Annotated in this window: 11 protein-coding genes; 5 read left to right on the top strand and 6 right to left on the bottom strand. The window is 70.0% G+C overall.

The window, feature by feature from the left end:
* Nucleotides 1-2: 2 nt before the first annotated feature.
* From VGJ14_01340 to VGJ14_01330, 3 genes are all read right to left on the bottom strand, one after another.
* A complete protein-coding gene (locus VGJ14_01340) occupies nucleotides 3-788 on the bottom strand; it encodes a SigB/SigF/SigG family RNA polymerase sigma factor (GenBank protein ID HEY2831040.1) in 786 nt (261 codons plus the stop codon).
* 180 nt (nucleotides 789-968) lie between these two features.
* Nucleotides 969-2,063, bottom strand: coding sequence for an enolase C-terminal domain-like protein (locus tag VGJ14_01335; GenBank protein ID HEY2831039.1), 1,095 nt, complete (start codon nucleotides 2,061-2,063; stop codon nucleotides 969-971).
* Nucleotides 2,060-4,999 carry an FAD-binding and (Fe-S)-binding domain-containing protein gene (locus tag VGJ14_01330; GenBank protein ID HEY2831038.1) on the bottom strand — a complete coding sequence of 980 codons (2,940 nt, stop codon included), beginning with the start codon at nucleotides 4,997-4,999 and terminating at the stop codon, nucleotides 2,060-2,062. Before VGJ14_01330 ends, VGJ14_01335 begins: the two co-directional genes overlap by 4 nt.
* Before the next feature lie 109 nt (nucleotides 5,000-5,108).
* Between VGJ14_01330 and VGJ14_01325 the strand changes: the two genes are divergently transcribed.
* Genes VGJ14_01325 through VGJ14_01315 form a run of 3 tightly spaced genes read left to right on the top strand, consistent with a single transcriptional unit; the run spans nucleotide 5,109 to nucleotide 7,921 of the window.
* Entirely contained in the window at nucleotides 5,109-6,851 is a 1,743-nt protein-coding gene (locus VGJ14_01325) for a glycoside hydrolase family 15 protein (protein HEY2831037.1), read from the top strand.
* A 41-nt stretch (nucleotides 6,852-6,892) separates the two neighbouring features.
* The gene (locus VGJ14_01320) at nucleotides 6,893-7,435 is read left to right on the top strand and encodes a hypothetical protein (protein HEY2831036.1); all 543 of its coding nucleotides are present in this window, start codon (nucleotides 6,893-6,895) and stop codon (nucleotides 7,433-7,435) included.
* Nucleotides 7,436-7,921 carry a YetF domain-containing protein gene (locus VGJ14_01315; protein ID HEY2831035.1) on the top strand — a complete coding sequence of 162 codons (486 nt, stop codon included), beginning with the start codon at nucleotides 7,436-7,438 and terminating at the stop codon, nucleotides 7,919-7,921. It begins immediately after the preceding gene.
* 150 nt (nucleotides 7,922-8,071) lie between these two features.
* Here VGJ14_01315 and VGJ14_01310 read toward each other — a convergent pair whose 3' ends face one another.
* Entirely contained in the window at nucleotides 8,072-9,043 is a 972-nt protein-coding gene (locus VGJ14_01310) for a TIGR03557 family F420-dependent LLM class oxidoreductase (GenBank protein ID HEY2831034.1), read from the bottom strand.
* Nucleotides 9,044-9,129: 86 nt separating this feature from the next.
* Here VGJ14_01310 and VGJ14_01305 point away from each other — a divergent pair, with 86 nt between their 5' ends.
* Nucleotides 9,130-10,722: an NAD(P)/FAD-dependent oxidoreductase gene (locus VGJ14_01305; protein ID HEY2831033.1), complete on the top strand. Its 1,593-nt coding sequence runs from the start codon at nucleotides 9,130-9,132 to the stop codon at nucleotides 10,720-10,722.
* A gap of 9 nt (nucleotides 10,723-10,731) precedes the next feature.
* On the opposite strand, the gene VGJ14_01300 is transcribed toward VGJ14_01305, so the two are convergent.
* Both VGJ14_01300 and VGJ14_01295 read right to left on the bottom strand, forming a co-directional pair.
* Nucleotides 10,732-11,187 carry an SRPBCC family protein gene (locus tag VGJ14_01300; protein HEY2831032.1) on the bottom strand — a complete coding sequence of 152 codons (456 nt, stop codon included), beginning with the start codon at nucleotides 11,185-11,187 and terminating at the stop codon, nucleotides 10,732-10,734.
* Nucleotide 11,188: 1 nt separating this feature from the next.
* On the bottom strand, nucleotides 11,189-11,602 hold the full coding sequence (locus tag VGJ14_01295; GenBank protein HEY2831031.1) for a CBS domain-containing protein: 414 nt from the start codon (nucleotides 11,600-11,602) through the stop codon (nucleotides 11,189-11,191).
* 103 nt (nucleotides 11,603-11,705) lie between these two features.
* Here VGJ14_01295 and VGJ14_01290 point away from each other — a divergent pair.
* The coding region (locus VGJ14_01290; GenBank protein HEY2831030.1) for a DNA topoisomerase IB at nucleotides 11,706-12,557 on the top strand (852 nt) is incomplete at its 3' end.

Raw genomic sequence — 12,557 nt, 5'->3', positions numbered from 1 at the left:
CATCACGCCGAATGCACCTCGGACATCACCCCGTGGCGCAATTCATTGAGGATGCGGGTCAGCAGTCGCGACACGTGCATCTGGGAAAGCCCCACGACTTCGGCAATCTGACCCTGCGTCATGTCCTCGAAGAAGCGCAGGTGCAGGATGCGCCGGTCGCGCTCGGGCAGCGCCGCCAGCAACGGCCGCACCGACATCCGGTCGACGACCACGTCCATCTGCGTGTCCAGGGCGCCCAGGGTGTCCGCCAGGGTGCCGGGGTCGGATTCGTTCTCGCCGAGCGCGGCGTCCAGCGAGTGCGGGGAGTAGGCGTCGTCGACGGTCATCACCTCCAGCACCAGCTCCTCGTCCACCTTCAGGTGCGCGGCCAGCTCGGCAACGGTGGGACCACGACCCAGTTGGTGCGTCAGCTCCTCGGTGGCCTGACGCAGCGCCAGCTTGGTGTCCTGCAGCTTGCGCGGCAGCCGGATCCAGCGACGCTTGTCGCGGAAGTAGCGGCGAATCTCGCCCTGCACGGTCGGGCGGGCGAAGCTGATGAAGTCCGAGCCCCGATCCGGGTCGAACCGCCTGATCGCCTGCACCAGCCCCAGGTAGCCGACCTGCACCAGGTCCGAGAACTCCACGGCCGGGTTGTTGTATTTGGCAGCGAGCCAGCGCACCAGGCCGTTGTGCCGGCGGACGAGTTCCTCCTGGATACGCTCGCGTTCGCGGCCGTCGTCGGTAGCCCGCAGCGCGCGGAACAACACCAGTTCGTCGGCCGTCAGGTCCAGGTACTGAGCAGTTCGCATACTCAGGACTTGCACCCGGCCCATCAGCGTTATCCCGATGCGGAAGTCGCTTTTCGTCCCGCGGCCGGAACATTTGCGTAATCAGGCCAACCACAGCGTCAACATGGGCCTGTGCCGCTCGATATGGCCCGGTTACCCCCAGTCGTGGGGCGCACACATTCGGCTCACGTCACGTGGGGCTCAGGCCACGCGGCGTTCCTGCTCGATACCGCGTCTGGTCAGCCCGTGCCCCGGCCGGTCGGCGGGCAGCACCAGAGCACCGTCACGTGGTTGCAGGGTGCCCTCGAACAGCCGGTCCTCGATGCGGACGTGGTCGTGGAACCACTCCAGGTGCCGGGCGTTGGGGGTCGCGGCGAGCACCGCGGCGTGCAGGTGTGGCGCGCAGTGTCCGGACACCTGCAGGCCGTGTGCGGCGGCCATGGCGGCCGCGCGGACGAACTCGGTGATGCCACCACAGCGGGTCACGTCGATCTGCAGACAACCCACGGCACTGGCCTCGCACAGGCGGGCCAGATCGGCGAGGCTGTGCCCGTACTCGCCGGCCGCGATCTCGATGTCGGTGTGGTCGCGGACGAAGCGCAGACCCGCGACGTCCTCGCTGGACACCGGTTCCTCGAACCAGCGCACGTCGAGTTTCTCGAGCTTGCGCGCCACCCGAACGGCCTGCGCGACGGTGTAACCGCCGTTGGCATCGACGAACACCTCGACGTCCGGCCCGACCACCGTGCGGACCAACGTGACCCGTTCCAGGTCGCGTGCTTCCGCGCCGCCCCACGACTCCGCGATTTTGATCTTCACGCGGTTCATGCCGCGGTCCAACCAGCCCTGCAGTTGGTCGGTGAGTTGAGCGGAGTCCTGGTTGGTGAATCCGCCACTGCCGTAGACCTGCACGTCGGAATGCACGGCCCCGAGCAGCGCGTGTAGCGGCAGCCCGAGCAGGCGGGCCTTGAGATCCCACAACGCGCAATCGACCGCGGACAGCGCCATGCCGCCGGCACCCGGTCGGCCGACGTTGCGTAGCTGCACGGCCATCGCGGCCCAGGCCGCACCGATGTCCATCGCGGGGCGGCCGACCACCACCGAACGCAAGGTGTCTTCCACGATGCGCACGCACGCCGCAGAGCCGTAGGTCCAACCGATGCCGGTCACCCCGGCGGCCCGCACCTCGACGATCACGATCGTCGTGGAGTCCCAGGACAGCGTGCCGTCGGCTTCGGGTGCGTCGGTGGACACCGTGTAGGCAGCGGCCTGCACGCAGTCCACGAACACGGTCACGGCAGATCACCGGCCAACAGTTGGGCCAGGTGCACGGCCCGGCGCGATCCGTCCGTGCCCTGCTGAATCTGGGTGCGGCAACTGAAGCCGTCGGCCAGCACCGTCGTGGTCGGCGGGGCGTTGCGCAGCCGGGGCAGCAGCACGCGTTCGGCGGCGGCCATGGACACCTCGTAGTGCCCCTTCTCGAAGCCGAAGTTGCCCGCCAGGCCACAACATCCCGACCCCAGCCGCTCCGCGGAGACCCCGGCCCGCTCGAGAAGTTCGTCGTCGGCGTTCGTGCTCAGCACCGCGTGCTGGTGGCAGTGGGTCTGGATGATCGCCTCCCCGCCGCGTAGCGGCGGGTGCCACTCCGGCGCGCGTTCGAGAAGCAACTCGGCCAGCGTGCGGGTCTGCAGCGACAACCGGCGCATATCCTCATCGCCGGGCAGCAGGTCCGTGCCGTCGGAGCGGAACACCGCAGTACATGAGGGTTCCAGGCCGACCACCGGGACCCCGGCGCGCAGGTACGGACGCAGTGCCGCGACCGTGCGGCGCAGCACCCGACGGGCGATGCGCAGTTGCCCGGTGGAGATCCAGGTCAGCCCACAGCACAGCGGTTGGGTGGGCACCACTACCTGGAATCCCGCGTCTGTGAGCACATTTACCGCGGAGCGGCCGACTTCCGGGGAGAAGGAGTTGGTGAACGTGTCCGGCCACAACAGCACCCGCCCGCGCGGGGCCTTGTTCCCCGTCTTGGGCCGGGACTGCCACCAGTCGGTGAACCGCTGCGGGGCGAAGGCGGGCAACTCGCGTTGCGGTGCGACGCCGCCCAGGCGCTTTGCGGCCGCGGCCAATGGCGGCACCTTGAGCGCGGCGTTCAGTGGACCCGGTGCGACCGCGGCCATCCGCGCCCACACCGGCAGCCAGCCCATGGAGTAGTGCGCGGCGGGCCGCACCCGCCCGGCGTAGTGGTGGGCGAGGAACTCGGCCTTGTAGGTGGCCATGTCCACGTTCACCGGGCAATCGGACTTACATCCCTTACAGGCAAGGCAAAGGTCCAATGCGTCGCGTACCTCGGTCGACCGCCAGCCGTCGGTAATGGTCTCGCCGCGGATCATTTCGAACAGCAGTCGGGCGCGACCGCGGGTGGAGTGCTCCTCCTCGCGGGTGACCATGTACGACGGGCACATCACCTGCTCGTCGCTGCTGCTGTTGCGGCAGTTGCCGACGCCCACACAACGGCGGGCGACCTTGCTGAACTTGTTGTCGTCGTCCGGGAAGGCGAAGAAGGTCTTGGGTTCCTCGGGTGCGAAGTCGGTGCCCAGGCGCAAGTGTGAATCCAGCGGGTTGGCGTGCACGACCTTGCCGGGGTTCATCAGGTTGTCCGGGTCGAACAGCTTTTTCAGTTGCCCGAAGGCGGAGACAATCTGCGCACCGAACATGCGAATGAGCAGCTCTCCGCGGGACTGCCCGTCCCCGTGCTCGCCGGAAAGCGACCCCCCGTGAGCAATCACCAACCCGGCCGCCTGCTCGACGAATGCGCGGTAGCGCGCGATGCCGTCCGCGGTGCGCAACTCGAACGGGATGCGGGTGTGCACGCAGCCCTGGCCGAAGTGGCCGTACAACGAGGTTTCCCCGGTGGGATAACCGAATTTGTTCATCAGCGCGCGCAGCTGCCGCAGGTACTCGCCCAGGTGTTCGGGTGGGACCGCGGAGTCCTCCCAGCCCTCCCACGTCTCGTGCTGCTGGGGTGGGTGCGCGGTGGAGCCCAACCCGGCCTCACGCACATCCTGCAGGCGCGCTTCCTTGGCCGGGTCGTCGATCAGCGAGCAGTGCGGCGCTGGGTCGCGTGCGCGCATGGCGTCGAGCAGGGACTGCGCCTTGCGATCGGCCTCGTCCTGGTCCTCGCCGATGAACTGCACCATCAGCCAACCGCCGCCGGTGGGCAGCCCTTGGATGGCGTCCTCGGCCACGCCCAGCTCCCGGTCGAGGTTGACCAGGATGTCGTCCATGCCCTCCAGTTGCCACGGGTCGTGCCGGAGAACCGCGGGCACCGCGTCCGCCGCGGTGGCGATGTCCGGGTAGCCCAACACCACCAAAGCCTTGGCCTCGGGCACCGGCACCAGGTCCAGTTCGGCGTGCAACACGGTGACCAACGTGCCCTCGGAGCCGACCAGCGCGCGGGCAATGTCGAAGCCGCGTTCGGGCAGCAGCGAGTCGAGGTTGTAGCCGGAAACCCGGCGCGGGATGTCCGGGTAGCGGGCGCGGATCTCGTCGCGGTTCTCCTCGCCCAACTCGCGCAGCGTGCGGTAAATATCGGCGACCCGGTCGTCGCGGTCGACCAGAGCCGTGTACGCCGCCTCGTCGGTGGGACCGGCCCAGAACCGCGCGCCGTCGACGGTGAGCACCTCGAGCCGGCGCACGTTGTCCACGGTCTTGCCGTAGGCCTGCGCGGTGGCGCCGCAGGAGTTGTTGCCGATCATCCCGCCGAGCGTGCAGGAGCGGTGGGTGGACGGACGCGGTCCGAACATCAGCCGGTGCGGGGCCAACGCTCGGTTCAGGTCGTCCAACGCGATTCCCGGTTCCACCACACAGGTGCGGGCATCGGCGTCGGTGGACACCAGCCGGTTGCAGTGCTTGGTCCAGTCCAGCACCACCGCGGCGTTGGTGGTCTGCCCGGCCAGGCTGGTACCGCCGCCACGGGAGAGCAACGGAACACGGTGCCGATGGCAGACCTCGATCACCGCGACCGCCTCCGCGACGGTGCGCGGGGTGACCACCGCCAGCGGCACCTGCCGGTAGTTGGAGGAGTCCGTGGCGTACGCCGCCCGCGCCCCCTCGTCCAGGCGGACGTCCCCGGCCACGGCGAGCAGGTCGGCCTGCCAGCCCGTGGTCCCGGCCGCACGCCGACGTTCCACCCGCACCGGCATCGGCATCGGCAGATCGATCGTCGCCACCACCAACCCCCTTGCATGAGAAGAGAACGCCGGGGATCAGCGGCGCTAGTGGATGTCTGACCCCGGAATTTCGCCGACAAACTTTTCCGACGCTGGGTAGAGCAGCAGGGTGAGCTCACCGGAACGACTCCACGTGCTGCGGGAGTACGCCCTGCTCGCCGACGGGGAACGCGGTGCGATGGTCGGGCCGGACGGGCAGATCGCCTGGCTGTGCGCCCCGCACTGGGACAGCCCCGCGGTGTTCTCCTCGCTGTTGGGCGGCCGCGGGCACTACTCGATCACCCCGCACGGGCGTTGGGTGTGGGGCGGCCGCTACGAGGGCGCGTCGATGATCTGGCGCAATCGCTGGGTCACCGAGAGCGGCATCGTCGAGTGCCGCGAGGCACTGGCGTACCCCGCCGACCCCCGCCGAGTGGTGCTGCTGCGCCGGCTCAGCTGCGAGCAGCCGGCCGTGGTCAATGTGTGCCTGGTGCCACGCGGTGGCTATGACCACGAGCCGGCAACGGACCTCTACGCGATCGAGGGTGGCTGGGTCGCCCGGTTGGGCGAGCTGTGGCTGCGCTGGACCGGTGCCGAGGGCGCCAGGCCGCGCGACGTCGATGACGGCGTGGAGCTCTCCCTGCGGGTGCCGCTGGAGACCGGCGGCTGCCGCGACTTCGTGCTGGAGATCAGCGACGGGCCGCTGCCCGACGCGCTGCCGCGGCCCGCGCGGCTGTGGGCGGCAACGGAGAAGGCGTGGGAGCGCGCGATCCCGCGGCTCGGGCGCACCCTCGACCCGTGGCACACCCGACGCAGCCACGCGGTGCTCACCGGGTTGACCAGCAGCACCGGCGGGATGGTCGCCGCCGCCACCACTGGGCTGCCCGAACGCGCCGAGGAGGGTCGCAACTACGACTACCGCTACGTGTGGATCCGCGACCAGTGCTACGCCGGGATCGCCGCGGCGGCGGCGGGCACGCACGAGCCGCTGGACGCCGCGGTGCGGTTCGTCAGCGCCCGGCTCCTCGAGCACGGCGATCGGCTGTCCCCGGCCTACACCATCACCGGCGCGCAGGTCCCGCAGCCGCGTCAGGTGCACCTGCCGGGCTACCCCGGCGGCAGCGACGTCATCGGTAATCGGGTGGCGGACCAGTTCCAGCTCGACGTGTTCGGAGAGGCGCTGCAGTTGTTCGCCGCGGCCGGCAAGCTCGACCGCCTCGAGGCCGACTCCCTGCGCGCCGCCCGGTTGGCGGCCGACGCGATCGCGAAGCGGGGCCTGGAATCCGACGCCGGCATCTGGGAACTGCGCGAGCGGCCGTGGACGCACAGTCGGTTGGTCGCCGCGGCCGGGCTGTTCGCGGTGGCCGGCGTGGAGCCCGATCCGGTGCGGGCCCGCGACCAGCGGGCGACGGGCGAACACCTGGTGGCGCACACCACCGCGCATGCCCTGCACCCGACCGGGCACTGGATGCGCTCGCCGGACGACTCCTCGGTGGACGCCGCGCTGCTGCTACCCGGTCTGCGCGGTGCCGTGCCCGCCGACGACCCGCGGACCCGCGCGACGCTGGCCGCCTACCTGCGCACGCTCACCCATCGCGGCTACGCCTACCGCTTCCGGCACGACGATCGTCCGCTGCCCGAGGCGGAGGGCTCGTTCCTGCTGTGCGGGTTCCTGACGGCGTTGGCGTTGCACCAGCAGGGCGACGCGGTGGCGGCGCGCGCTTGGTACGAGCGAACCCGCGGCTCGGGTGGCCCGCCGCGGCTGTTCAGCGAGGAGTTCGACGACGAGCAGTACCAGATGCGCGGGAACCTGCCTCAGGCGTTCGTGCATGCGTTGCACCTGGAGACGGCCGCCCGGCTGGCCGTGCCCTGACCACCGGGTTTTCCCGGGTGGCATCCGGGAAGTTCCCCGCCATGGCGACCCCACCGGAGACCGCGCCGGGTTCCACGCTCGCCGACGTCTCGCCACCACGACCACGTCGGCGGGCACGGAACATACGGCGGGCCGTGCTGGGCCTGCTCGCGCTCGTGGTCACCGCGGGCGCCATCGGGGCGCTCGGCGTACACACCGGCTCGGCGCAGGCGGCGTCCACCGACGGTTGGTGGCTGAAGGTGTGGTACCCGCACATCGCCCGGGCCGGGTTGGACGTGGAGTTCCGGGTGCAGGTGCACCACGACGGCGGCTTCGGCGACAAGGACATCACGCTGGCTGTCTCCCGTCGGTACTTCGACATCTTCGAGACCCAGGGCTTCCATCCCGACGCGGACAAGGAGACCTCCGACGGCCGGCTGATTTATCTGACCTTCGACCCACCGCCGTCCGGAGATGACTTCACCGTCGACTACGACGCCTACATCCAGCCGGCATCCCAGCTGGGGCGGCATGCGGAGCTGTCACTGATGGACGACCAGGTCAAGCGACTGACGGTGAACTTCCACACCTGGTTGGTGCCGTAGATGGAGATCGTGTTCCGCGCGACGATCGTGTTCGCGTTTCTCTGGTTGGTCACCCGCGCCGTCGGGCGCTCCACGCTGGGCGAACTCAGTACGTTTCAACTGTTGCTGTACGTGACCATGGGCGACCTGGTGCAGCAGGGCGTCACCCAGCAGGACTACTCGCTGACCTCTGCGTTCCTGGCCATCGGCGTGTTCGCCCTGCTGACAGTGGGGTTGTCCTACGCGGACTGGCGCTGGCCCCGAATACGGCCGGTGGTCCACGGCGTGCCCGTCGTGCTGGCGACCCGGGGGGAGCTGTGCATGGACCTGATGCGCGCCGAGCGGGTGTCGTTGGACGACATGATGGCCGCGGCCCGCGAGCAGGGCATCGAGCGTTTCGCGCAGGTACGGCTCGCGGTGCTGGAGGCCGACGGCCGGATCTCTTTCTTCACCACGCAGGGAGCTCACTCCGGCGCGGGCGACGAGGGTACGCCCGCCGGCGAGTAGCGAGCGTCGTCGCTCCGCTCATTCATGAGCGCAGCGAGTTCTCTCATACGTGAGGCGTCACTTTCGTGGCCCGGAGGGCCCGCAAAATGACGCCCTGCGTATGAGAGAGGGCCCCGCGATCTTGGCGGCCCGGCCGCGCGGACGACGACCTCACTCAGGGAAAGCGGCGCGCAGGGCCGGCAGCAACTCCCGCGCCGACCACTCCAGGTACCCGTCCTGCGCGCGCTCGCCGATCTGCAGCAGCGCCAGCCGCGTGAACCCCGCATTCGCCCACGGCTGCACCGACTTGATCACGGCCTCCACGTCGTCCCCGCACGGCATCGCCGCCGCCACATCCTCCGGCCGCACGAACTGCGAGGCCGCATCGAACGCCGCCGGCCCCGGCAGCTCCGCGTTCACCGACCATCCCGCACCGAACCACCGAAACTGCTCGTGCGCGCGGGTGATCGCCGCCTGCCGATCGACGTCATAGGACATCGGCTGCTGCCCGTAGCGCGGCTTGCCCGCGCCACCCGCCGCGTCATACGCGTCGCACAACGCCTCGTTCGGCTCCACCGCGATCATCACGTCCGCATGCTCCCCGGCGATCCGACACGAGGACGGCCCGGACACCGCGATGCCCAACGGCGGCGGCGTCTTCGGCACGTCGAACACCCGCGCCTTCACCACATCGAAATGCATCCCGCGCCAGGTGATCTCATCCCCGGTCCACAACGCCCGAATGATGCCCGCGGCCTCCTCGAGCATGTCGTGGCGCTCGTCCACGGCGGGCCACTCCCCGCCGACCACGTGCTCGTTGAGGTTCTCCCCGGCGCCCAGACCGAGCGCGAACCGGCCGGGCGCGAGCAGCGCCATCGTCGCGGACATCTGCGCGACCAGCGCCGGGTGATAGCGACGGGTTGGGCAGGTCACGAACGTCATCAGCGGCAGCCGGTCGGTGGCCTGTGCGACAGCGCCCAGCACCGACCAGGCGAACGGCGCGTGCCCCTGCTCCTCCAACCAGGGGAAGTAGTGATCACTGATCACCGCGAAGTCGTAGCCCGCCTGCTCGGCGGCGACCGCATCCCGGACCAGCTGTGCCGGGCCCGCTTGCTCGCACATCAACGTGTAGCCGAACTTCATATCGGGCGACTTCCCGGGGCGTGCCGGTGGAAACGGAGAGTTTCGGGTAATCGAACGCACAAAGGCCCGGGTGGAGGAGGCCCAGCATCGAGACCGTCGACGCGATCGTCATCGGCGCCGGGCACAACGGGCTGGTGGCCGGGACACTGCTGGCCGATGCCGGCTGGTCGGTGCTGGTGCTGGAGGCCACCGATACCGCGGGCGGTGCCGTCCGCAGCGCTGAACTCACCCGTCCGGGCTGGGTGCACGACGTGTTCAGTGCCTTCTATCCGTTTGCCGCTGCCTCTCCGGTGTTGTCCGCGCTGCACTTGGAGGACTACGGCTTGCGCTGGGGTCACGCCCCGGCGGTGCTGGGCCATGTGCTGGACGCGGAGCGGGCCGTGGTGCTCAGTCGCGACCGGCACGAGACCGCGCAGTCGGTCGCGGCCGCCGGCTCGGCCGCGGATGCGGCCGCTTGGCTGCAATTGTGCGAGGAATGGGATCGCATCGGGGACGAGGTCGTCGCCGCGTTGCTGCATCCGTTCCCGCCGGTACGTGACGGGCTGGCGACGCTACGTCGGCTGGGCGCCTCGGGCACGGCAGGGTTGATCCGCCGCGCGCTGACCCCGCTGGATCGGTGGACCGGTGAGGACTTCACCGGGGATGGCGGACCCGCGCTGCTGGTGGGCTCGGCGATGCACACCGACCTGGGACCGGCGGACATCGGCAGCTCGGTGTTCGGCTGGCTGCTCTGCATGCTGGGGCAGCAGCACGGTTTCCCGGTTTCCGTTGGCGGCGCCGGGCAACTGGCCGGGGCGTTGTGCGCTCGGTTGGGTGCCGCGGGCGGCGAACTGAGGCTGCGCTCCCCGGTGAGCCGCGTGGTGGTCGACCGCGGGGGTATGGCCCACGGCGTCCGCCTGACCGACGGCACGGGCATCCGGGCGCGACGCGCAGTGCTGGCCGACGTCCCGGCACCCGCACTGTATGAGCAGTTGATCGCGCCCGACCGCCGGCCGGTCGGACTCGCCCGGGCGATGGCGCGGTTCGAACCGGACCTACCGCTGATGAAGGTGGACTGGGCATTGCGGTGCCCGATTCCCTGGCGGGCCAAGGAATTGGCCGGCGCGGGGACCGTGCACATCGGCGGCACCGTGCGCGCGCTGCGGGACACGGCGGCCGCCCTGCGGGCCGGTCTGCTGCCCGAGCAGCCCTACCTGGTGATGGGTCAGATGACATTGTGCGATCCGACCCGATCCCCGGCGGGCACGGAGACCGCGTGGGCCTACTCGCACCTGCCCAACGGCTACGGCGAGGACGAGCACACGATCGAGCACATGCTGGAGACCATCGAGAACGCCGTGGAGGACGCCGCCCCGGGCTTCCGCAACGAGGTATTGGCCCGGCACGTGCTGGTGCCGCGCGACCTGCAGACGCTGAACCCGAGCCTGATCGGCGGCACCATGAACGGGGGCACCGCGGCGGTGCACCAGCAGTTGGTGCTACGCCCCATCCCCGGCCTCGGTCGGGCCGACACCCCGTTCGAGCGACTGTTCCTGGCCTCGTCCTCCGCCCACCCCAGCGGCGGCGTGCACGGGGCCTGCGGCGCCAACGCCGCGCGCGCCGCATTGGCCGCGAACAGTTGGGCGGGCCCGGCGTACCGCCGCGGAATGCAGGCGATCCACCGGGCCCTACTGCCCTGAAAGCGTCGATCAGGCGCGGCCCTCGGCCAGCGCCACCAGTCGACTGAGCGATTCCTTGTTGCGCGGCGCCACCAACAGACGCTCCACCGGGCGCACGAACCGGCCGGGCCCGGAGACGATCCGCTCGCCGAGCGCGATGTGACTACTGCCGTCCTTCTCGTGCACCTCGATACGCACCAGTGCCTCGCCCAGCGGCCAGCCGCGGGCCGTCATTTCCAACACGCCGTCGGACTCGTAGACCTTCGCCTCACTGTGATCCTTCACCAGCGCCGGCCACGCGCCCACAGCGTGATGGATCTTGCTGCCCGGCTGCGGCCAGTCCGCGTCCACGCTGCGGATATGCGAGGCACCCACCACCCACAGCCCGAACAGCCAGCCGTCGGTAAGCACCTCCATCACCGCCTCGGGCTTCACCGACGCGTGCGCGCTGACCTCGATCAGCTCGGTCCCGTCCGAACTACGCATGTCAGACCGACAGCGCCTCGACCAGGTCGCCGACCTGTGGGTCCGGCAGCGCGCGGGCGACGTCGGCCTGGGCCACGATGCCGATCAGCTTGTGGCCGTCGATCACCGGCAGCCGACGCACCTTGTGCTGCGACATGGTGGCCAGCAACTCGTTGATGTCGTCGTCCGCGCCGATGGTCACGGCCTCGCCCTGGGCGAACTCGCCGGCGTTGCAGCTCTTCGGGTCCTTACCCGCAGCGACCACCTTGATGGCGATGTCCCGGTCGGTGATCATGCCCTTGAGCCGATCGTCCTCACCGCAGATCGGCAGGGCGCCCACGCCGAGTTCTGCCATGCGCTGGGCAGCAACCGCGACGCTCTCATTACTGCGCACGCACGTGGCGTCGTTGCTCATGATGTCGCGCGCCGTGGTCATCGCAGTCCTCCCGTTGGTTGGGTCTTTCGTCCTTACCCGTGGGCTATCCGAGCGACCTGCGCACAAACGCGTGCCGGGCGCGGCGGCGGGGTAACCGTCGTGCATGCGTCTGACCCGCAGTTCCGCCGACGAACCCGGCATCAGCCGAGTGCGCTGTGGACGCGGATTCCGCTACCTCGACGCCGCGGACAATCCGGTTCGGGACACCGAGACGTTGGACCGCATCCGCGCGTTGGTGTTGCCGCCGGCATGGCAGGACGTGTGGATCTGCCCGCATCCGCGCGGGCATCTACAGGCCACCGGCGTGGACGCCGCGGGCCGCCGGCAGTACCGCTACCACGACGAGTGGCGGCGGCGCCGGGACAAGGCCAAGCATCAGCGCATCCTGGAGTTCGCCGCCTGCCTTCCCACGCTGCGCGCCACGGCGGCCGACCATCTGAGTCTGCGTGGCTTCCCCCGGGAACGAGTGCTGGCCGGTGCGGTCCGGTTGATCGACCTCGGGTTCTTCCGGGTCGGCAACGAGACCTACCAGAGCGAGCACCAAACCTTCGGGGTGGCCACCGTGCTGCGCAAGCACGTGCGGTGTCACCGCGGGGAGGTGCAGTTCGAATACCCGGCCAAGGGATCGATCCTGTGCGAGCAGGCGGTGGCTGAGGAAGCGCTGTGCAGTTTGGTCAAAGGATTGCGGCGGCGTAAGGAAACCGGGCCGGAATTACTCGCCTTCCGCGAGGGCAGCCAATGGCGCGACGTCCGTGCCGCCGACGTGAACAGCTACCTGCAGGAGGTCTCCGGTGGTCTCTATACCGCCAAGGACTTCCGGACCTGGCATGCCACCGTGCTGGCGGCGGTGGGGCTGGCGGTGTCCACCCATGTGCCGGACAGCGCCGCCGCCCGTAAGCGCGCGGTGGCCCGCACCGTGCGCGAGGTCGCGGACTACCTGGGCAACACCCCGGCG

The sequence above is a fragment of the Sporichthyaceae bacterium genome (assembly GCA_036493475.1).
In the GTDB taxonomy this organism is placed as follows: domain Bacteria; phylum Actinomycetota; class Actinomycetes; order Sporichthyales; family Sporichthyaceae; genus DASQPJ01.
Note: the sequence above shows the minus strand (reverse complement) of the source record. Positions and strands in the feature narration are given on the sequence as shown.